At 49.2% G+C, this 20,634-nt stretch carries 22 protein-coding genes; 20 read left to right on the top strand and 2 right to left on the bottom strand.

Annotation, left to right across the window (positions count from 1 at the left end):
- The coding region (locus LK536_RS41430) for a DUF6783 domain-containing protein (RefSeq protein ID WP_506092149.1) at positions 1 to 107 on the bottom strand (107 nt) is incomplete at its 3' end.
- Between LK536_RS41430 and LK536_RS41435 the strand changes: the two genes are divergently transcribed.
- The 4 genes from LK536_RS41435 to LK536_RS41450 all read left to right on the top strand — a co-directional run bounded on the left by LK536_RS41435 (position 72) and on the right by LK536_RS41450 (position 2,853).
- Positions 72 to 176 carry a DUF6783 domain-containing protein gene (locus LK536_RS41435; protein WP_506092150.1) on the top strand — a complete coding sequence of 35 codons (105 nt, stop codon included), beginning with the start codon at positions 72 to 74 and terminating at the stop codon, positions 174 to 176. The genes LK536_RS41430 and LK536_RS41435 overlap by 36 nt on opposite strands.
- A 438-nt stretch (positions 177 to 614) precedes the next feature.
- Positions 615 to 1,229: a hypothetical protein gene (locus LK536_RS41440; RefSeq protein WP_008724149.1), complete on the top strand. Its 615-nt coding sequence runs from the start codon at positions 615 to 617 to the stop codon at positions 1,227 to 1,229.
- Between the two features lie 45 nt (positions 1,230 to 1,274).
- A complete protein-coding gene (gene rsmH, locus LK536_RS41445) occupies positions 1,275 to 2,363 on the top strand; it encodes a 16S rRNA (cytosine(1402)-N(4))-methyltransferase RsmH (protein ID WP_331471982.1) in 1,089 nt (362 codons plus the stop codon).
- 79 nt (positions 2,364 to 2,442) lie between these two features.
- Positions 2,443 to 2,853 (top strand): VOC family protein, encoded by a 411-nt coding sequence (locus tag LK536_RS41450; protein ID WP_008724152.1) that lies wholly within the window; start codon positions 2,443 to 2,445, stop codon positions 2,851 to 2,853.
- Here the strand turns inward: LK536_RS41450 and LK536_RS41455 are convergent.
- The gene (locus LK536_RS41455; protein WP_474911605.1) at positions 2,807 to 3,031 is read right to left on the bottom strand and encodes a DUF6783 domain-containing protein; all 225 of its coding nucleotides are present in this window, start codon (positions 3,029 to 3,031) and stop codon (positions 2,807 to 2,809) included. The two genes, LK536_RS41450 and LK536_RS41455, sit on opposite strands and share 47 nt — an antisense overlap.
- Here LK536_RS41455 and LK536_RS41460 point away from each other — a divergent pair.
- The 16 genes from LK536_RS41460 (at position 2,981) to guaA (ending at position 20,291) form a co-directional block, all read left to right on the top strand.
- The gene (locus tag LK536_RS41460) at positions 2,981 to 3,097 is read left to right on the top strand and encodes a hypothetical protein (protein ID WP_420315205.1); all 117 of its coding nucleotides are present in this window, start codon (positions 2,981 to 2,983) and stop codon (positions 3,095 to 3,097) included. The genes LK536_RS41455 and LK536_RS41460 overlap by 51 nt on opposite strands.
- A gap of 170 nt (positions 3,098 to 3,267) precedes the next feature.
- Positions 3,268 to 4,224, top strand: a complete 957-nt coding sequence (locus LK536_RS41465) for a LacI family DNA-binding transcriptional regulator (RefSeq protein WP_353656134.1) — start codon at positions 3,268 to 3,270, stop codon at positions 4,222 to 4,224.
- Between the two features lie 186 nt (positions 4,225 to 4,410).
- Positions 4,411 to 6,138 carry an adenine deaminase C-terminal domain-containing protein gene (locus LK536_RS41470; RefSeq protein WP_008724158.1) on the top strand — a complete coding sequence of 576 codons (1,728 nt, stop codon included), beginning with the start codon at positions 4,411 to 4,413 and terminating at the stop codon, positions 6,136 to 6,138.
- Between the two features lie 20 nt (positions 6,139 to 6,158).
- Positions 6,159 to 6,821, top strand: a complete 663-nt coding sequence (locus LK536_RS41475; protein ID WP_008724160.1) for a YczE/YyaS/YitT family protein — start codon at positions 6,159 to 6,161, stop codon at positions 6,819 to 6,821.
- Positions 6,822 to 6,911: 90 nt separating this feature from the next.
- Positions 6,912 to 6,968 (top strand): DUF6783 domain-containing protein, encoded by a 57-nt coding sequence (locus LK536_RS41480; RefSeq protein WP_506092151.1) that lies wholly within the window; start codon positions 6,912 to 6,914, stop codon positions 6,966 to 6,968.
- A 427-nt stretch (positions 6,969 to 7,395) separates the two neighbouring features.
- Positions 7,396 to 7,737 carry an arsenate reductase family protein gene (locus LK536_RS41485; RefSeq protein WP_008724162.1) on the top strand — a complete coding sequence of 114 codons (342 nt, stop codon included), beginning with the start codon at positions 7,396 to 7,398 and terminating at the stop codon, positions 7,735 to 7,737.
- A gap of 9 nt (positions 7,738 to 7,746) precedes the next feature.
- Positions 7,747 to 8,403 (top strand): 5-formyltetrahydrofolate cyclo-ligase, encoded by a 657-nt coding sequence (locus LK536_RS41490; RefSeq protein WP_227794512.1) that lies wholly within the window; start codon positions 7,747 to 7,749, stop codon positions 8,401 to 8,403.
- Between the two features lie 173 nt (positions 8,404 to 8,576).
- Positions 8,577 to 9,779: an ROK family transcriptional regulator gene (locus tag LK536_RS41495; RefSeq protein WP_227794511.1), complete on the top strand. Its 1,203-nt coding sequence runs from the start codon at positions 8,577 to 8,579 to the stop codon at positions 9,777 to 9,779.
- 32 nt (positions 9,780 to 9,811) lie between these two features.
- Positions 9,812 to 10,633 carry a sugar phosphate isomerase/epimerase family protein gene (locus LK536_RS41500; protein WP_227794510.1) on the top strand — a complete coding sequence of 274 codons (822 nt, stop codon included), beginning with the start codon at positions 9,812 to 9,814 and terminating at the stop codon, positions 10,631 to 10,633.
- Positions 10,634 to 10,679: 46 nt separating this feature from the next.
- The gene (locus LK536_RS41505) at positions 10,680 to 11,672 is read left to right on the top strand and encodes a Gfo/Idh/MocA family protein (RefSeq protein ID WP_227794509.1); all 993 of its coding nucleotides are present in this window, start codon (positions 10,680 to 10,682) and stop codon (positions 11,670 to 11,672) included.
- An 18-nt stretch (positions 11,673 to 11,690) separates the two neighbouring features.
- Positions 11,691 to 12,575 (top strand): carbohydrate ABC transporter permease, encoded by an 885-nt coding sequence (locus LK536_RS41510; RefSeq protein ID WP_227794508.1) that lies wholly within the window; start codon positions 11,691 to 11,693, stop codon positions 12,573 to 12,575.
- A gap of 9 nt (positions 12,576 to 12,584) precedes the next feature.
- The gene (locus LK536_RS41515) at positions 12,585 to 13,415 is read left to right on the top strand and encodes a carbohydrate ABC transporter permease (protein WP_025484229.1); all 831 of its coding nucleotides are present in this window, start codon (positions 12,585 to 12,587) and stop codon (positions 13,413 to 13,415) included.
- Between the two features lie 33 nt (positions 13,416 to 13,448).
- A complete protein-coding gene (locus LK536_RS41520) occupies positions 13,449 to 14,867 on the top strand; it encodes an ABC transporter substrate-binding protein (protein ID WP_227794507.1) in 1,419 nt (472 codons plus the stop codon).
- 317 nt (positions 14,868 to 15,184) lie between these two features.
- Entirely contained in the window at positions 15,185 to 17,794 is a 2,610-nt protein-coding gene (locus LK536_RS41525) for a cation-translocating P-type ATPase (protein WP_025484225.1), read from the top strand.
- A 364-nt stretch (positions 17,795 to 18,158) separates the two neighbouring features.
- Positions 18,159 to 18,761: a cytidylate kinase-like family protein gene (locus LK536_RS41530; protein ID WP_008724181.1), complete on the top strand. Its 603-nt coding sequence runs from the start codon at positions 18,159 to 18,161 to the stop codon at positions 18,759 to 18,761.
- A gap of 231 nt (positions 18,762 to 18,992) precedes the next feature.
- Positions 18,993 to 20,291 carry a glutamine-hydrolyzing GMP synthase gene (guaA, locus tag LK536_RS41535; RefSeq protein ID WP_227794506.1) on the top strand — a complete coding sequence of 433 codons (1,299 nt, stop codon included), beginning with the start codon at positions 18,993 to 18,995 and terminating at the stop codon, positions 20,289 to 20,291.
- Positions 20,292 to 20,634 lie beyond the last annotated feature (343 nt).

The following is a 20,634-nucleotide window of genomic DNA, read 5'->3' on the forward strand; positions in this document are numbered from 1 at the left end:
GTCGGCTGTGCGTCCCACTTTGTGGGAGATTTGGTCCCGATGATGGAGGCGTAGCGGGCTACGCTGACTGAATCGGGTCCAAATATACCGCGAAGTGGGGCGTGCAGACGGCGGGAATGAATTTTCAAACACGCTCTAGCAAGGTATACAACTATGCGCCATCAATTTCTTCTTAATATGGTGATATATTACTATATTATCATAAGGTTTGTGGTAAATAAAGTAAATCTTTCGGTATGTTTCATCTGTATAACGGTTTACCCGTCCTGCGTCGTTTTCATCTTTTACCTTCCGTTTCCCGCGTCTGTGACGTGAAGAAGATTCATGTAATTGCAGATTGATTCCCCTGTCTGCAATGAGAATCAAACGGGAAAAATCCAGAGTATCATAGATGTTGTCTGGATTAAAGTCAGTCAGGACAGGATTTCTATGCCTGTTTCCAGGACTTAATGTGGGTTTATAGGATTCCCACAACATACGCATGGATGTCTTTCCTTCCCCCTGGAAATCCATGACGCCCTCTTATCATTTCTTCCAGTCTGTGCTATACTTCTAATCATGGTCATGGTTTTAGACAGAAACAGCAAAATCACAATGAATCAGGAGCATACGCCATGGATAAACAGAGAATCCGCATAATCAAAAAGAATGATGAATTTTCAATGGAATATCAGGCCGGAGACATCTTTGCAGTGGACAGTACCTGGTACGGAGGGGTGAATGTGACCAGCGCGTCGGGAATCCCTCTGTCCTTGGACCGGGATGAGTATGAGGAAGTAAAGGATGATGGGAAGGATACCCGTCCCATTGACCCATATTCATACCAGGCCGGTGTAATGGACTGCTTTTGCGAGATGGTCTCTTCTGGCCTTAAGAAGCTGGCCATGAGCCATCCGTGTGACACCAGGGAGGAGCGGGACAGCTATCTGGGCGAAGTAAAGAGACTTTGCGGCCAGTATGGGATATCCTATTACCCGGAAGACCAGGCATTTATCACGGACCTGTTCCCTGCAAAGGCGAATCAGGATAAATTTAACTACCTCTTTTACCGTACGGAGGATGTGCTGGAACAATACCTGGGTTTAAAGGAGAGGCAGAAGCGCCTGATACAGGATGATGCCTACACACAGCAGGCGCGCCATGACCTTGCAGTGGAATTTGGACGGCTGCTGTCTTATCCCGAAGAGGGGATCGGGCGTCTGATGAAGCAGGCGGCAGAGGAACAGTGATAAATACGTGTAATAAAAGAAATGATAATTCATCGGGAGGAAAACGTGGAAAATAGAGGACAGGAGAACCAGACCCAGGAAAGCCAGGGCCATCAGGCCCAGGAGCACAGGAGGCGTGTCCGCTACAAGGGCACACACCCCAGGAAATACAATGAAAAATATAAAGAATTACAGCCGGAGAAATATCCGGAAACCGTTGCAAAGGTAATCAGCAAGGGAAGCACCCCGGTGGGCATGCACATTTCCATCATGGTAAAGGAAATCCTGGATTTCCTGCAGATCCAGCCGGGCCAGACCGGACTGGACGCCACCCTTGGATATGGCGGTCACACCCAGGAAATGCTCAGGTGCCTGCAAGGCCAGGGGCATCTTCATGCCCTGGACGTGGACACCATAGAGATGGCCAAGACCAGGGAGCGTCTTGGGAAACTGGGATACGGCCCGGAGATACTGACCATCAGGCAGCTGAACTTTGCGGATATTGACCAGCTGGCGGCTGAAACAGGTCCCTTTGACTTTGTGCTGGCCGATCTGGGGGTATCCTCCATGCAGATAGATAACCCGGAGCGGGGATTTTCTTTTAAGAAGGACGGTCCCCTGGATCTGCGTCTGGATTCCAGCCGTGGCATACCTGCATCGGAGCGGCTGAGACATATTTCCAGGGAAGAACTGACGGGAATGCTAATCGAGAATTCAGACGAGCCATATGCAGAGGAGATTTCCAGGGCGGTTGTGAACCGGATTAAGCGGGGGGACGGGATTGACACCACGACCCAGCTCAGGGAAACAATCGAACAGACGCTTTCATTTATTCCGGAATCAGACCGGAAGGAGGCGGTTAAGAAATCCTGCCAGAGGACATTCCAGGCCCTGCGCATTGATATTAACAGTGAATTTGAGGTTCTGTACCAGTTCCTGGAAAAGCTTCCGGGCGTGCTTGCAAAGGGCGGACGTGTGGCTGTCCTGACCTTCCACTCCGGGGAAGACAGGATTGTTAAAAAATCATTTAAGGATCTGTACCGGCAGGGTATTTACAGTGAGATTGCCGGGGATGTGATCCGCCCGTCCGCAGAAGAGTGCAGCATGAACAGCCGCGCCAGGTCCACCAAGATGCGCTGGGCCATTAAGTCGTGATAACATTGCATGAAAATCCCATTTCCAGGGCATTCTGAATAACAGATTGAGAATGAAAGGCAGAAATGGAGAAATGGCGATGATTCATGCAATATCTAAAATCACACTTTATGTTAACAATCAGGAAGAAGCCAAGGCTTTCTGGACTGAAAAGGCCGGATTTGAGGTACGGGCTGAGGAGCAGATGGGGCCGGATATGAAGTGGATTGAAGTGGGGCCTGCCCAAGGGGACGGAACCGTATTTGTACTGTACGATAAGAAGCTGATGGAGGCCCAGAACCCAAAGGTCAATGTAGGCCACCCCTCTGTCATGATGAGTACGGATAATATTGAGGAGGCCTATAAAGAACTGTTGGAAAAGGGCGTCAGCGTGGGTGAGATTAAGAGGATGCCTTATGGAAATATGTTCCAGTTCGAGGATATGGATGGGAACCAGTTCCTTCTCAGGGAGGATACCATGTCCGGGTGGCGGACCGGGATAATCTCTTAGTAAGAGGATTGGATGATTGGGGGCCTTCCATGCTTCTGGCATATGAGGCCCCGTTTTCTTTTTTATAGCCTGACCTGGATTTAGCCTTGATCCGGTCAATGAAACCTGCAACGCTTTCCGCGTCAGAATCGGATTTCCCACAAAGTGGGATGAACAGCTGACGGAAAGAATTTTTCAAACACATTTCCTTCAAATTCATTCCGACTCGAGAATTTTGTGCATGGTGTACAACAAAAGCATATAAAATTTATCATGATATACAAAAATAATAAAACCACTTGTCAGCTCTAATTGTTTATGCTATAGTATGACCATAGTTGAAAGCGAGTTTTCAACTTGTTAATTTAAACAATCAGTTAAACGTTTAACTGAATAGGAAAGAAAGGGGAGAAAGTCATAGCAACTCTGAAAGATATAGCGAAGCTGGCAGATGTCAGTGTATGCACTGTGTCCAGATATCTTAACAGCGATATCGTTATCAAGAAGGAGACAGAAGAGCGTATCCGCCAGGCCATTAAGGAACTGGGATATGTCCCGAACGTGGTTGCCAAGTCCCTGAAGCGCAATGAGACCACCAACGTGGCCGTCATCCTGCCAAAGATTGATAATCTATATTATGCAGCCATGACAGCGGGTATTGGCGAGATATTAGGAAACCACCATTACAATCTGTTCATCTATGAGGTGAACCACCTGAACTTGGATGAGCGGGAGGTGCTGCAGCTGATGCGGGAGAACATGGTGGCAGGCGTCATATTCATCGGCCTTTCTTATGACATGTCCTTTAAGGACAGCATACAGATATTGCTGGACTGGAACATCCCTGTGGTGTACATGAACCGCCAGATCCCGTATAACGGCTATCCCCTCATCTACCCGGACTTCATGAAGGCAGGAGGCCTGGCAGCGGAGCATCTTCGCGGGAAGGGAAGGAAGAGGACGGCATTTGTCTATAAGAATAAAAGCAGCGAGTTCATACAATCCAATATTAATGCGTACAAAGATGCATACCCGGAATCAGATGAACTGATCATGATTGATTTGGACGGGTATATGGATATGGACCGGTGTGTTGACCGGCTCCTGGAGGAAAAGGCGGACAGTGTGTTTGTCCTCAGTGAGCTTCTGACAGCGAACCTGACAAAGCGCCTGATACAAAGAGGCGTCCGTGTACCAGAGGATATTGCAGCCATTGGCTTTGGTTATTCCCTTATATCTGAGATTTCCACACCGGAACTGACCTGTCTGGATTTTGGGGATAAGGAGATGGGGCGTAAAGGCGCAGAGCTGATCCTAAGCCAGATACATAAGAAAAAAGTTGAACCGGTAACCGTGCTGCCTGTGAGATTGGTAGAGCGGGAATCAACGTGACCGGGTAGCGTAGCCGCAATTATAATGCAATCCTTAAAATTACCATGTAACCTGATTTTAAGGATTGAATATTTTCTCATTTAGTTAAACGTTTCACTTTACATAAAACATGAAAATAAAATCAGGATAAGACCAGGGTGGGGGCCCTGCTTATATAGAATAAAATGATAAAAGGAGACAGGAATTATGATGAAAGCAACAATGAACCATTTGGAGGAAGTACACGCAATCTTTGATGTGCTGCACGGCAGGAAAGAAGCAGATTTACTAATGAAGAACCTGAACATACTGGATGTCCACGGTGAGACGGTTTACAGCGGTTCCCTTTTAATTTACCACAAAAGGATTGTGGCGTTAAATCCGGATGAGAGCATTGTCAAGGCAAAAGAGGTGTTTGACGGACAGGGGCTGTATGCAATCCCGGGACTGATTGACTGCCATTTCCACTTTGAATCACAGCTGGCAAATCCGGTGGCCCTTGCAGAGGCCATGGTGCCCTGCGGCACAACCACGATTTTCGCGGAATGTCTTGATATCCTCAGTTCAGCGGGCAAAGACGGCATCCAGGCAGCAAAGGATCTGTTCCATGACTATGACAAGCTTCCATACCGCCTCTTTGCATTTGCACCGGGAAAGAAAACGGATGCATCCGTGACAAAAGCGGTCCTTGATATGGAACCGGTCATCGGGCTGGGTGAATTTGAACATTTTACATACAGCGCAGGGGATGAGGATGATTTCCAGAAGGCTGCATGGGTAAGGGAAAAAGGCGGATTCATCAATGGACACTGGGGCCTGACCGCGCTCCCGCAGATGACCCTTAATTATCTTCCTGCAATCGGCGTTACCAACAACCATGATGTGTGGAACGGGGATGATATTGCAAAGAGCATCCGCTACGGCTTCTGCACCCAGATTAAATTCGGCGTGGGCAGCAATGAGGTAATAAAGACATTAATCCGCGCCATTGTGGACCGCAAGTTCCCCACTGAGAACTTCACGCTGTGCTGCGATAACATTTCCATTGAGCGTCTGCTGAAAATGGGCCATATGGACTGGATTGTGTCCCTGTGCGCCGAGATGGGCCTGAATCCAATCAAGGCCATCAAGATGGCATCCCTTAACGCAGCCAGATATTACCACATGGATGACCAGATCGGTTCCCTTACTCCCGGCCGTTTTGCAGATATCGTGCTGACAGACAGCTTATCCAAAATCAATCCCCTGTTCGTATTCAAGGATGGCGAGCTGATTGCCAAGGATAAGAAGCTTCTGAAAAATGCTGACAATGATTACTCCTGCATGGTGACCAAGGGCGTTGCCGGGCTGGATGACCTGACTCCACAGCAGCTTGACCTTGTGCCCATGGAGGTATCCGAAGATAAGACCCAGGCAAAGGTATACCTGTTTGATGTGTACGGCAGGGGCCATGCCAAATTCTATCAGGAAATCTGGGTGCCCATGAAGGATGGGAAAATCATTCCCGAGTATGAGGGACAAAGGCTGAGCCGCCTGTCCGTGGTACGCCGTTACGCGGACGGCAGCCGCCATATTGTCAATGGCCTGTTCAAGGGCGTGACCGTTGACAGCGGGGCTGTGTGCACCTCCTTCCCGGCTCCTGTCCCCTATCTTGTCATTGTTGGAAATGACAGTGAGGAAATGTGCTTCTGCGCAAAGGAAGTAGATAAATACTCCGGCGCATGCATTGTGACCGATAATCAGGAAATCAAATCCGTAATGCCTATTGAGATTTACGGGATGATGGCCAATATGACCATTGACGAGCTGACCTCACATGCAGATGAGATTGATGCTGAACTTGAGAAGCTGGGCAATCACAACGAGGGAGAGCCGGTTGTCAATAAGCTGTTAAGCCTGTTCATTTCCCTGCACCGCTTCCGTTTCATGGAATAATCAGGAGGAGAGGAATCTTTATGGAAAAGAAAAATATCCCTTTGAGCCGCTGGCTCAGCTATCTGGCAGGCATTTTCATCATGAACACCGGTATCGCCCTTACCATACGGGCGGGAGTGGGCCTCTCTCCCATCAGCAGCCTTACAAGGGTCATGACCGTGGTGTATCCTCCGCTTACCCAGGGCACATATTCCTTCCTCCTGAACTTTGTCATGTTCTTTGGGGAATTTGTGGTACTGCCAAAAGATTTCCGGCTGAAGAACTTCACACAGCTGATTCCGGCCATGATTTCCGGCATATTCCTGGACGCCAACCTGTATCTGTTCAGCTTCCTGACAGTGGAGAATTATGTATTAAGGCTCTGCCTCCTGGTACTGGGATGCGCGGTCCTGGCCCTTGGCCTGTACCTTATGATTGAAGCTGATTTAATCCTGATGCCCGCCGATGCATTCAACAGTGTGGTGGTGAAGAGGACCCGCATGAAGTGGGGAAATGTAAAATCCATGGTGGACTGCGGCCTGCTTGTCATATCCGCTGTCATCGGCTTGGTATTCTTAGGAAAGATCATGTTCATACGTGAAGGCACCCTGATTAATGCCATTATCTGCGGTCAGTTCATAAAAATGCATACCTGGATTTTCAACCATTTAAAAAAAAGCGTTCCTGAAGCTGTAGTTAATTAGGGCGTGTTTGAAACGTGCGTTCTGTCAGATGTGCGCCCTGTTTTGTAGGAAATCTGTTCCGATGAGGGAGGCGCGGGCTGCGTTGACCGAATTGAGACCAGATATGCCGCGAAGTGGGATGTACAGATGGCAGGAATGAATGTTTAAACAGGCCATAATGTCCTGACGAAGGAAAGCTCCTGCCCCGGTGCCGTTTGATGGCCGGGGCAGGACTTTTGTGGTTTCCGGGTTTCTATTGGGTATGGGCTATTAGGTAAGGGCTACCAGGAGTGGGTTACTAGGCAAGGGCTGCTAGGTGTGGGTTACTAGGCAAGGACTGCTAGGTGTGGGTTACTAGGCAAGGACTGCTAGGTGTGGGTTACTAGGCAAGGGCTGCCAGAAGTGGGGTACTAGGCAAGGGCTGCTAGATATGGGCTGTCAGGCAAGGATTATCAGGCATGATGGCATTATCAATGAAATCAATTGATGGATACCGTCCCGTCTGTTATAATGTGGTATAAAATACAGGCATTGCGCCATTTACACGGTAAAATGGTGAAATGCCCAAACAGGATGTGACCACGGGAGAGCGGATATGAACATACAGATATTTGGAAAATCCAAGTGCTTTGATACAAAGAAAGCAGAGCGGTATTTTAAGGAACGGGGAATCCGGTTCCAGTCCATCAACCTGAATGAAAAGGGCATGAGCAAGGGTGAATTCAACCGGGTAAAACAGGCGGTCGGGGGGCTGGACGCTATGATTGATAAGGAGTGTAAGGATAAGGACCTTCTGGCACTGATTCAGTATATCGCGGCGGAGGACAGGGACGGGAAGGTTTTGGAGAATCAGAAAGTGTTAAAGACACCGATTGTGAGGAATGGAGCCAAAGCAACGGTGGGGTATCAGCCGGATGTGTGGAAGACGTGGGAGTGAGTGCCGGGAATGGATGGGAATAGGAAAAAGGAAGAGGATAGGAAAAAAGAACTGACTAGTAAAAAAGAACTGGGAAGGAAACAGGAAGATAGTAGGAAAAGGCAGGAAAACAGGAAGCAGGAATTGAGGAAACTCGTGCGGCTCCAGGTTTCCGGCCTGAGCCAAGAATACTGTATACAGGCAGACCGGGCCATCTGCCAGACGGTGACTGGGCTGGATGAATATCATGAGGCGCGGACGGTGTTCATCTTTGTGGGAACCCAGGAGGAAATTAATACCAGGCCCATAATTACCGATGCATTAAAGCAGGGAAAGCGGGTTGCCGTTCCGAAATGTATATCAAAGGGAGTGATGGAAGCGTGCCTGATTGATTCATTGGACAATCTGGAGGCGGGCAGTTACGGCATTCAAGAGCCGGGGAATGATGCGGTGAGGGTGCAGCCGGAGGAGATTGACCTGGCGGTCATCCCATGCTGTACATGCAGCCATACGGGCAAACGCCTGGGGTACGGAGGCGGGTATTATGACCGTTATCTGGGGCGTGTGGAAGGAATGAAGGCGGTCATATGCAGGGAAAGGATCATGCGGGATGACATACCGGTGGAAGAACATGACCAGGCGGTGGATATGGTCATATCGGAGGGTGGAACCTGGAGGATGACATGATGACATAGGGATGATTGAGGACCACGGCTTTGCGGGATGCAGGGAAGCGGTCCTTTTTCAAATTCGTTTGCATCATGTTCTTTTGCATTTGGGTATTGCGAAATAAACAACTGTATGCTATACTCAAGATATTTAGTAATGTCACTGAACAAATTAATGGAGGGGGAGATTTGGTGAAAAAATATAACCAGCTTCTAATCAAAGATAACAATAAAAAACAGATATACCAGCTCATAGAGGATTTTCCCGGAATCAGCAGGACACAGATTGCGGAACAGCTCAAACTCAGCAAGACAACGGTTTCGGCCCTGGTGGATGAGATGATGCAGGAAATGTTTGTAATAGATGAAGGCGCATCAGAAAGCAACCGTCAGGGAAGAAAGCCGAACAGCCTTACTGTCAATAACAGTACCAATTATGTGATTGTTTTAAACTGGCATAAAGATAACCTTGAGATTGCCCTGGTGGATTCGGCCATGAATATTGTGCTGTGCAGGGAATACGACATGAAGAACACAGGAGATGCCCTGGCAGAATTAAAAGGATATTTTGAGGAATTCAGGGAAGCGCAATGTGTGGATATCCATGTAATGGGCGTCTGCGTGATTGTACCCGGGATGATTGATGAAAAACATGATGAAATCATATCCGTGGTACTGCCCACGGAAAGCCAGGGAAATTATAAGATCAGCCGGTTGAGGAGTATGCTGGACGGGTATCCCCTGGCCATTTTAAACGACACGGCATGTTTTGCCTACGCGGAAACGGCCTTTGGGAAGCTAGATGGGGAGAACTACATTTATATTAACATCAATGACGGGGTTGGTGCGGCCATTATCCACGACGGCCATCTTCTTAGCGGGGCCAGCGGGATGGCAACACAGTTTGGGCATTTTTCAGTGGACCGGAATGGATACCCCTGCGCCTGCGGCAATCGGGGATGTCTTGAGAACCAGATTGGAGAACTGGCGCTTCCAAGGCTGTTTGAGGAATTTGGTCTTGATGTGCCAAAATCATCCGGGGAAAAGCTGCTGTTCAAAGACCTGGCGGCCCTGGTGCGGGCAGAGGATGAGGACGCGTTAAAACTCATGTCTTATATGGCAGAGGATTTTGCATATGCCCTTTGCAATGCCATTACCTTGTTCCATCCGGAGCTGGTCATTATTGGAGGAATAGGACGCAAGCTGGGAGACCGTTTTTTGGAATTGCTGAAGGGAAAGATGCGGCAGTTTGGTTTCCGCCAGTTCGTATCGGATGTGGATGTGGTTTACACAAAGCTGGGGGAGGCATCGGTTGTCAGGGGAGCTGCCAAATACTATATTAACCGTTATTTTAAATTCAATGACATGGAACCTTCGCAGCTGTTTTGCGGATAATGATGTGGATTGACAGGTAAAGGAGGAAGCCTATGAAACCATTGGGAATTGCAGTCATTATGGGGGAAGACCTTAAGGAGACCCTCCGCTGGGCAAAGGACAGCGGTTTTCATAACTGCCAGCTGCAGCTTTGGGATATGTCCCATCTGTGCAGGGAACATGCAGGGTATGTTAAGGAACTTCTGGAACAATTAGATATGGAGGCAACCGGACTGTGGTGCGGCTGGCACGGTCCGGTTAAATGGGACTTTGCCGAAGGCCCTTCCATTCTGGGAATTGTTCCGCCGGAATACAGGTCATCCCGTGTGAAGAACCTATTGGATGGGGCAGAATATGCCAGGATACTCGGAATCAGGGATATCATTACCCACCTTGGTTTTGTTCCTACTAACTGCAGGGACGTGAATTACACAGGTGTGGTAAGTGCGCTGAGATATATTACATCGGAACTGAAAAAGCATGGGCAGAATTTCTTAATGGAAACAGGGCAGGAACCGCCAATCGTGCTCCGGCGCCTGATTGAGGATGTGGGAAGCGACAATCTGTTTGTTAATTATGACCCCGCCAACCTCATGATGTATGGCAATGCCAATCCGGTGGATGGCCTGGACGTATTGGGACAATATGTGCGCAGTGTACATGCAAAGGATGGAAGCTATCCTGAAAAAGGATATGAGCTAGGATGTGAATATCCCATTGGAAAAGGTAAGGTGGATTTCCCCAGGTTCATAAGGAAGCTGAAGGAGATTGGATATAACGGTCCTATTTCCGTGGAATATGAGATAGAAGCCGGCAATGAGAGACAAAAGCAGGAGATTATCGATGGAAAGGAATATTTAGAGAGCATATTGTAAGGATTTTGACAGCATATTCCAACGGACATGATTGTGGAGGTTATTTATGAAGGTGGCTATATGGGGTGCCGGGAAGATGGGACAGGTTCATGGCCAGGCCTATAAAGGGATGGGAAACGATGTTGAGATAGCATATATAGTTGAACGGGATGTGGGAAAGGCGGCTGAATTTTCTGAGAGGTTCCGGTGCAGGGCCGTAGACAGCCTGAGCGGGCTGGAGGGAAAACAGGTAGATGTGATTGACATATGCCTTCCAACGTATCTGCACAGGGAAGCCATTGAGCAGGCCATGGACATATGTGACTATATATTCTGCGAAAAGCCGGTATGCCTTACAAAGGATGATTATTATGAACTCTGCCGCATTGCAGATACAAAGACATGCCATCTGATGGTGGGCCAGGTCCTTAGGTTCTGGAATGGGTATGTGAAGGCCAGGGAAATGGTACTTGACGGCGTGATTGGCAAACCAAGGCTGATTACATGTTTCAGGAGACAGAAGATGCCTTCCTGGTCAAAGGGAAACTGGCTTATGGACAACAGACAGAGCGGCGGGCTGCTGATGGATCTGTGCATACATGATATAGACTATCTATACTGGCTGCTGGGAACACCGGAACAGGTGTCCTGTAAAATCGTGGAGAGGGAGGAGACAACCCTTCATGGAATCCTCAACATAGTATACGGCGGCTGCTGTGCCAATGTGGTGGGTTCCTGGGGAATGCCCGAAGGATTCCATGACGGGGGCCTGGAATCCCTGCTGGAGATTGTGGGGGACACCGGGATGATTACATATTCCGGAGGAGATTGTCTGGAATTGATCCGCGGAAACGAAAAGCAGTGCATCAATCTGGAACATGAGGACGGGTATGAAGAAGAACTTAAATATTTCGTGGAATGTGTAAAATGCCATAAGGAACCAGAACAGTCAAACCTGGTCTCTGTTGAAGGTACCATGAAAATATTATGGGCTGCGAAAGAGGCTGCGGATTCGAGGCAGTTTATTTCAATCGATGCCAGACAGCTGTGTGAGCAATAGAAAGAGGGATTGGGCAATATGATGAAACGTTATATTAAGAAAAAGCCATATATACCGTATATTGCACCAGCCATGGCCATCATGACGGTACTGACGGTATTTCCGACAGTTTTCCTGTACCTTATCAGTATTACGGATTATCAGCTGGGGTGGGATCTGGGGCGTATCCGTCTAGTCTGGTTTGATAATTACATCCGCCTGTTCTCCGGCAGGGATCCTGACTTCTGGAATGCTGTCTATATCAGCCTTAAATTCATGGTCATTACAACAGGAATTGAGATGGTGCTTGGGTTTATGATTGGTAAGCTGCTGTGTGATTCGGAGTTCAAGCTGAAGCCGGTCGTATTTGCTATATTAATCATACCAATTGTGATGACGCCCAGTATTGCTGGAAATATTTGGAAACTAATGTTGAATTCAGAATATGGAATTGTAAATTATTTCCTGAATCTGGTGGGCATATCAAATGTAACGTGGCTGGACGCCAATCTGTCATTCACATCTGTCGTCCTGGCGGATGTCTGGCAATGGACACCGTTTGTATCTTTAATCAGCTATGCAGGACTGTGCTCATTGCCTGCGGATCAGTATGAGGCGGCCAGGATTGACGGCGGCAACGCATTCCAGCTGTTCCGCTATATAACGCTTCCGTCACTCCGGCCATTGATTTTCCTGACCTTGATATTCAGGACCATAGACTCGCTGAAGATATATGACATGCCGTTTGTCCTGACCCAGGGCGGTCCGGGAAATTCTACGGAATTCCTCAGCCTGCATATTTACAGGCTGGCAAATGCACAGAACGGATTGATTGGAAGGGCGGCTGCCAATGCCATCATACTGATGGTTATCTCCACCATGGTCAGCAAGCTCCTGATCCATTACCAGAGAAAGGGGGACTAAGCCGTGAAGATGAGCAGAAAAAACAAAAGGGCTTTTCTGGGAATCGGAAAAGGAATTATCTTTTTCATTGTATGCCTGTTTTTTATAGCTCCCTATCTGTGGATGGTATTAATCAGCCTGAAACCGCGTGTGGATATTTTTGATCCGGGAAAGTTTATATTCCAGCCAACCCTGGAGAACTATGCCAGTATCATAAAGAATGCCCATATACTGGATTATTTTGCCAACAGCGCTGTCGTATCTGTGGTTTCTACCATTGTATCCCTGGTAATCGGTTCCTTTGCAGCATATGGATTCGCAAGATTTAACTGGAAGAAAAGGGAGAACACTGCTTTTCTGGTCTTAAGCCAGAGGATGCTGCCGGCCATGGCCATTGTAATCCCATACTTCCTGATGGCAATGGCGGCCAGGCTTCTTGATACACGGGTGATACTGATAATCTGTTACCTGCTGTTTAACATACCGTTCACAATCCTTATGATGCGTGGATTCTTTGAAGACATACCAATGGAGATTGAGGAGGCCGGTAAGATTGATGGGTGCAATGGACTTCAGGTTTTCAAAGAGCTGATACTGCCGCTGTCCCTTCCCGGACTGACAGCAACGGCAATATTCTGCCTTATTAATTCCTGGAACGAATTTGTCTTTGCAAACTTCCTTACCAGTGTAAATGCCAAGACAGTTCCTACCTCTGTCATGCTTTTCTTGTCCGTGTCAGGGACAAAATGGGGAGAGATGGCAGCGACCGGGGTACTTTCCAGTCTTCCGGTAATCCTCTTTGGGATAATTGTCCAGAAATATATGATACGCGGCTTAACATTCGGAGCAGTGAAGGGTTAACAAATGTAATTTTTAAAATAAGGAGGAAATGCTATGAAAAGAAAGTTGTATTCGACGGCAACAGCATTGATGCTTGTATTGTCAATGACAGCCTGCTCTGCCAGCAAGGGGGCGCCTGCTTCATCCGCGCCTGCAGACACCTCGAAATCAGGGACCGAAGCCCAGGATACTGCCGCTCAAGAGGGCACGGAAGCCGCCGCGGATGCTTCAACCATGGAGGGCTGGGGCAAGCTGATGAAGGAACAGTATGATGGTACCAGGATTGTTGTATCCATGGCATCCCATCCATCAACCGAAGCCTTCCAGACAATGGCTGGAGAATTTACTGATTTAACAGGTATTCAGGTGGAGTGGGATGTGGTGGAGCAGACCTATCTTAAGAACAAACAGCTTCTGGACTTCCAGGGTGCGCACAGCTATGATGTCTTCATGGTTGACAGTTTCTGGAATGCGGAATATGGAGCTAAGAACGTGGTCCAGCCCCTTGATGATTATATGAATGACCCTCAGAAAACACCGGAATGGTATGACAAAGCCGACCTGATTCCTGCCTACTGCGACCTGGGCCAATACAAAGGGGAAACCATCGGCATTCCCATAGCAGGCGAAACCAGGTTCCTCGCCTACCGGACGGACCTGTTTGAGAAATACGGCAAGGAGCCGCCTAAAACCATGGATGAATTCCTGGAACTGGCAAGATTCTTTAATGGCAAAGAGGATGGTCTGTATGGGGTTGCCCTGAGGGCACAGAGAGGAATCCACTTTGCGTCCGGATGGCTGACCACCATGTATGCATTCTGTGACGGCATGATGGACCAGAAAACACTGGAGCCTAAAATTAACGACCCGGGAGTGGTGGAATCCCTGCAATGGTATCTTGACATGCTGGAGTGCGCACCGCCAGATGTTTCGACTTATACACATGAGGAAGCCCTTGGGGCATTTATGTCAGGCAAGACAGCCATGTGGCTGGATGCAACCGCAATAGCTTCTGCGATTACGGATCCGCAGAAGTCAAAGGTTTACGACAAGGTAGCATTTGCAGCACCGCCCGATGGACCGGCAGGAGAGTCGGCAGCCCTGGCAGACTGGAACATTTCCATACCCAACGGCGCCAAGAACCCGGATGCGGCATGGGCGTTCATGATGTATATGACAAGCCGTGAGAAGAGTCTGGAATACGTAAAGAACGGCGGCGCTGCAACCAGGTATTCCGTATATGAGAACGAAGAGCTGATAAAGGAGAATCCGTCCTATCCGGCACAGCTGGCAGCACTGGAGAAGGCCAACGGCCTTGTTAAGAGGGGCCTTCAGTGGACACCGCCCCACGAGCAGATTAACCAGATGCTGGATATAATGGGAAGCTATGCATCACGTGCACAGGCAGGCGAGATGACGGCGCAGGAAGCCTGCGACAAAGCCCAGGCCGACGTACTGGATTTACTGAAATAGCAAAAATTTTCCGCTTTCCCCTTGACATTTATTCAAAAAAGGGATAAACTCATTAAAACTTCATAAGCAAGGCAACACAGCTAAAGAGGGAGTAGTTTAAATATATTGTCAACAACCTCGGTTCTGCACGGAACCTGGCAATATATGCCGATACGGTTACAAGACTTTTATGCGTGGCTTGCAGATATGTTACATATTCTGGCAAGCCATCCATGGAAGTCTTTTTTTATGCAGAAGACCAAAGGGTATTTGGGAACCACTCATCCTGAAGTACCCGGGGATGGCGCCGGAGATGTACTGAATAAGGAGGAAAGCATATGAAAGAATGGTATCAACAGACAAAGGAAGAGCTACTGGAGCATTTTCATGTAACGGAACATGGGCTGTCCGGTGAGGAGGCCGGGAAGCGGCTGGCTGAGAAAGGGGAAAATGTCCTTAAGGAGGGTAAGCGCAAAAGCACCCTTCAGGTGTTTTTTGAGCAGTTCTGCGACCTTTTGGTGGTAATCCTGATCATTGCCGCACTTATATCCATGGTAAGCGGCAATGTGGAAAGCACTATCGTGATCATCGCCGTTATCGTACTTAATGCAATCCTGGGAACCGTGCAGCATGCAAAAGCGGAGAAATCCCTGGACAGCCTTAAATCCCTGTCTTCGCCCAGCGCCAAGGTGATGAGGGACGGACATAAGATTGAGGTTCCATCGGCGCAGGTGGTTCCGGGCGACATCCTGTACCTGGAGGCCGGGGACCTGGTGGTTGCTGACGGAAGGATACTGGAAAATTATTCCCTGCAGGTGAACGAAAGCTCCCTTACAGGGGAATCCACCAATGTGGATAAAAGCGACGGCCTGATCCATGATGACTGCGCCCTGGCAGACCGGGCCAATATGGTATATTCCAGCGGCCTTGTGACCTACGGAAGGGCTGTGGTGCTGGTGACATCCACTGGAATGGAAACGGAAATCGGTAAGATAGCAGCCCTCATGAACGCCACGAAGGAGAAAAAGACCCCGCTGCAGATCAGCCTGGACCAGTTCGGCAGCCGTCTGGCCATGGCCATCATGGTAATCTGCGCGCTTGTGTTCCTGCTGAGCCTGTACCGCGACATGCCAATTCTGGATTCACTGATGTTTGCGGTTGCGCTGGCAGTTGCGGCAATCCCTGAGGCGCTCAGCTCCATCGTAACCATTGTCCAGGCAATGGGAACGCAGAAAATGGCAAGGGAACATGCCATCATCAAAGAACTGAAGGCAGTGGAAAGCCTGGGCTGTGTATCTGTCATCTGTTCCGACAAGACAGGTACCTTAACCCAGAATAAGATGACGGTTCAGAATATCTATGTTAATAATGAAACCATTTCCATCGACCGTCTGGACCTGTGCAACCAGCTTCACCGCTACCTGCTCTATGACGCCATCCTGACTAATGATTCGTCCATTGTGGACGGAAAGGGAATCGGCGACCCGACAGAGTTTGCATTGGTGGAAATGGGGCGCAAGGCCACTGTGGATGAAAACCTCCTCAGGGAACTGATGCCCCGTCTGGAAGAAATTCCCTTTGATTCAGACCGTAAACTGATGAGTACAAAATACGAACTTCACGATGTGCCCACCGTACTGACAAAGGGCGCCCTGGACGTGCTTTTGGACCGCACGGTGAATATCAGGCTGGAAGATGGAATCAGGGAAATCACCCAGGCGGATAAGGATGCAATCCTTCAGAAGAACCTGGAATTTTCCCAGGAAGGGCTTCGCGTCCTGGCATTTGGATACAAGGAAGTGGCAGAGGATTACACGCTGTCACTGGATAATGAAAATGGATTCACGTTCCTGGGCCTTATCTCCATGATGGACCCGCCAAGGGAGGAATCCAAGGCAGCGGTAGCCGATGCAAAGAGGGCCGGAATCAAACCGGTGATGATTACAGGCGACCATAAGATTACTGCAACTGCCATTGCAAAGCAGATTGGTATTTTTGAAGAAGGCGATATTGCCATGACGGGCCGTGAGCTGGATGCCATGACAGAAGAGGAGCTGGATAAGGATATCACCAGCATATCCGTATACGCCAGGGTGTCGCCTGAGAATAAGATCCGTATCGTGGACGCATGGCAGAGAAGAGGTTCCATCACAGCCATGACAGGCGACGGCGTCAATGACGCGCCTGCACTTAAGAAGGCGGACATCGGTGTTGCCATGGGTATCACGGGAACCGAGGTTTCCAAGGACGCGGCGGCCATGATCCTGACGGATGACAACTTTGCAACCATCATCAAGGCAGTCGCCAATGGCCGGAATGTATACCGTAACATCAAGAACGCGATTAAGTTCCTGCTTTCCGGCAACATGGCGGGCATCCTGTCCGTGCTGTACACTTCCGTGGCGGCCCTGCCGGTGCCGTTTGCCCCGGTCCATCTGCTGTTCATCAACCTGCTGACCGATTCCCTGCCAGCCATTGCCATCGGAATGGAGCCGGCTGAAAAGGATTTACTGTCAGAAAAGCCAAGGGATCCAAAGACAGGAATCCTTACAAAAGACTTCATGCTGACCATCCTCACCCAGGGCGGCATCATTGCAGTCTGTACCATGATTGCCTTCCATATGGGACTGGGGAGTGGAAATGCAGGCATAGCCAGCACCATGGCCTTCTCCACCCTGACCCTTGCAAGGCTGTTCCACGGCTTCAACTGCAGAAGCAGGCACAACATCTTCAAATTAGGCTTTTCCAGCAACTGGTACAGCCTGGGCGCCTTTGCCGCCGGAGTCTGTCTGCTGGGCCTTGTAATGTTCGTACCATTTTTACAGAAATTATTTTCCGTCACCCCCCTGACCCCATCCCAGATCGGAAGCGTCTGCCTGCTTGCAGTAATCCCGACCATCCTGATCCAAGCCTCCAAAATCTTAAGAGATTTTAGGCATAGGAATTAACTGGGAAGTGTGGTATAATGTCCACGTAGGCAATGAGCAGTGCACAAAAAGAGAAACAGGAAATCCCGTTGTGCTTGCACATAAGGAATTTTCTGATTCGCTTTTTGTATAGGGCGAAGCCCGTGAGCGAAATGGAGCGCAGCGGAATTGAGCGCGCACTGCGGACCCGGCCCCCGCGCCACACCCAGCGGCCGCGGCATCCCGGCCAGCGCGCATCACAGCTCCACCGGATGTCCAGGTCCCCGTGCATCCCGGCCCCTGTGCCCCATTTCCACCGCACACCCCGGCCCCATCCCCTCACCCCATCGCCATTACCTACAAGTCACACAACAACCAACCATCCAACAGAAAGGGGCGGTGCTATATGGATAAGGTCATTACAATAAGCCGTGAATTCGGAAGCGGAGGCCGTGAACTGGGAGTAAAGCTGGCTGATAAGCTGGGGATTCCCTTTTATGACAAGGAACTGATTTCCATGGCAGCAGACGATATCAATATTGCAGAGGATGCATTCCAGCATTATGACGAGCATATCGTTGTGCACGATCCCCTGGACAGGCAGTTCTACCACGCATTTTCAGAAGTGTACCAGATACCCATGTCCGATCAGATATTTGTAGCCCAGTCCAATGTAATCCGCAGGCTGGCATCCCACGGACCCTGCATCATAGTGGGGCGCTGCGCGGATATGATACTGACCGACAGCCTGAACCTGTTCATCTATGCCAAAATGAAAGACAGGATCAAGCGCATGCTGGAGCTGGAATCAGAAGCTGAGTCAGACGGGAAAGAGATGGAGCGCCGTATACGTGAAGTAGACCGCAAGCGGAAAGAATACTACCAGTACTACACCGGCAACACATGGGGAAGGGCCCAGAACTACCACCTGTGCCTGGACAGCGGCCCGGTTGGCGTAGAAGGCTGCCTGAGGGCGGTACTGGCTTATCTCGGAGAAGAGACACAATAGCAGGTATAGCGATATACCAGCCATATAAATCATGCACAACCCACAGAATAATTATGGACAGAACCCAAGGCCATGGAAACAGGCCGTCATGCAGGAATGCAGGGTCCTGTCCATTTTAACATCACAGCCAAAGGATACGCCCACGCAGGACATTCCTGCTTGTAACCAGGCCCGGGGCATAGTATAATGAAGAAAATAAAAAAATAATACAAATGAACTAGGAGGCAAACGATGAAACAGGATATGATAGTGATTCTGGACCTGGGAAGTTCTGAGAACACCAAGCTGGCCAGGGACATCAGGGAAATGGGTGTTTACAGCGAGATTTATCCCCATGATATTACTGCGGAGGAACTTAAGGCGCTGCCCAATGTAAAGGGTGTCATCATCAACGGCGGCCCCAATCATGTGGTGGATGGCGTTTCCATTGACGTGCTGCCTGAGATTTATGAGGCTGGTTTTCCTGTGATGGCGGCAGACCATGCACCTGCGGCATGTGAGTGTTCCATCAGCGGCTGGGATGGGGATGGAGCCCAGGTACTCCGTTCCTTTGTCTTTGATACATGCGGTGCCCAGGCCAACTGGAATATGAAGAACTTCATATCTGACCAGGTAGAACTGATCCGTGAACAGGTAGGGGACAGGAAGGTGCTTCTGGCCCTGTCAGGAGGCGTGGACAGTTCCGTTGTTGCGGCCCTTCTGATTAAGGCAATCGGCAGGCAGCTGACCTGTGTCCATGTGAATCACGGCCTTATGAGAAAAGGTGAATCTGAGAGCGTAATCGAAGTATTCAAAAACCAGATGGATGCCAACCTGGTATATGTGGATGCCGTGGAGCGTTTCCTTGGCAAACTGGAGGGCGTGGCTGACCCGGAGCAGAAGCGCAAGATCATCGGCGCCGAGTTCATCCGCGTGTTTGAAGAAGAAGCACGGAAGCTGGAGGGAATCGACTTCCTGGCACAGGGAACCATTTACCCGGACATTGTTGAGAGCGGAACCAAGACAGCCAAGGTAGTCAAATCCCACCACAATGTAGGCGGGCTTCCCGAGGACCTGGACTTCACACTGGTTGAGCCGCTGAGACAGCTGTTTAAGGATGAGGTGCGGGCCTGCGGCCTGGAACTGGGGCTTCCTTATGACATGGTATACCGTCAGCCATTCCCCGGCCCTGGCCTGGGAGTACGCTGCCTTGGCGCTATCACAAGGGAACGTCTGGAAGCAGTCCGGGAATCCGATGCCATCCTGCGCGAGGAATTCGCCAATGCCGGATTGGACAAGAAGGTCTGGCAGTATTTTACCATTGTGCCGGACTTTAAGTCAGTGGGCGTAAGGGACAATGCGCGCTGCTTTGACTACCCTGTGATTATCAGGGCCGTGAATACGGTGGATGCCATGACAGCCACCATTGAGCGCATTGACTATGACGTGCTGCAGAAGATTACGGACAGGATTTTGAAGGAAGTTAAGAATGTGAACCGGGTATGCTATGATATAAGCCCGAAGCCAACGGCTACGATTGAGTGGGAATAATGAAAATAACGTGGGAACCCAGCATGATTGCTGGGTTCCCACACCTATCCTGCTTTTTGAGTACAATATTAGATTAAAATAATAGAGGAACCGGTACTAAACCAGTTCCTCTAAAAGTCATGCCCTTGAGCCACGTAGGTTATCAAGGTACGTTCAATCATATTATATGTGATTAAAATAGTATCATACTACGAATTTTGCTAATAGGAATAGTAGTTAGCTTAGAAGACAATTCATTGAACAATCCTTCTATTTAATTCTGAAAAGCAGTGTATTGCTTTTCAGAAAGAACCATTTTAAAGGCAATCATACCAACCATTGCCAACCCCGCTCCATCCCCCGC

It is taken from the genome of Clostridium pacaense (assembly GCF_020709765.2).
Classification (GTDB): Bacteria; Bacillota; Clostridia; order Lachnospirales; family Lachnospiraceae; genus Enterocloster; species Enterocloster hominis.

Coding starts and splice junctions, on each gene's coding strand:
- LK536_RS41500 (WP_227794510.1), top strand. CDS start 9,812: ATGAAACCATTGGGAATTGCAGTCATTATGGGGGAAGACCTTAAGGAG.
- LK536_RS41440 (WP_008724149.1), top strand. CDS start 615: ATGGATAAACAGAGAATCCGCATAATCAAAAAGAATGATGAATTTTCA.
- LK536_RS41510 (WP_227794508.1), top strand. CDS start 11,691: ATGATGAAACGTTATATTAAGAAAAAGCCATATATACCGTATATTGCA.
- LK536_RS41505 (WP_227794509.1), top strand. CDS start 10,680: ATGAAGGTGGCTATATGGGGTGCCGGGAAGATGGGACAGGTTCATGGC.
- LK536_RS41450 (WP_008724152.1), top strand. CDS start 2,443: ATGATTCATGCAATATCTAAAATCACACTTTATGTTAACAATCAGGAA.
- LK536_RS41490 (WP_227794512.1), top strand. CDS start 7,747: ATGGATGGGAATAGGAAAAAGGAAGAGGATAGGAAAAAAGAACTGACT.
- LK536_RS41475 (WP_008724160.1), top strand. CDS start 6,159: ATGGAAAAGAAAAATATCCCTTTGAGCCGCTGGCTCAGCTATCTGGCA.
- LK536_RS41470 (WP_008724158.1), top strand. CDS start 4,411: ATGATGAAAGCAACAATGAACCATTTGGAGGAAGTACACGCAATCTTT.
- guaA (WP_227794506.1), top strand. CDS start 18,993: ATGAAACAGGATATGATAGTGATTCTGGACCTGGGAAGTTCTGAGAAC.
- LK536_RS41485 (WP_008724162.1), top strand. CDS start 7,396: ATGAACATACAGATATTTGGAAAATCCAAGTGCTTTGATACAAAGAAA.
- LK536_RS41525 (WP_025484225.1), top strand. CDS start 15,185: ATGAAAGAATGGTATCAACAGACAAAGGAAGAGCTACTGGAGCATTTT.
- LK536_RS41520 (WP_227794507.1), top strand. CDS start 13,449: ATGAAAAGAAAGTTGTATTCGACGGCAACAGCATTGATGCTTGTATTG.
- LK536_RS41530 (WP_008724181.1), top strand. CDS start 18,159: ATGGATAAGGTCATTACAATAAGCCGTGAATTCGGAAGCGGAGGCCGT.
- LK536_RS41515 (WP_025484229.1), top strand. CDS start 12,585: ATGAGCAGAAAAAACAAAAGGGCTTTTCTGGGAATCGGAAAAGGAATT.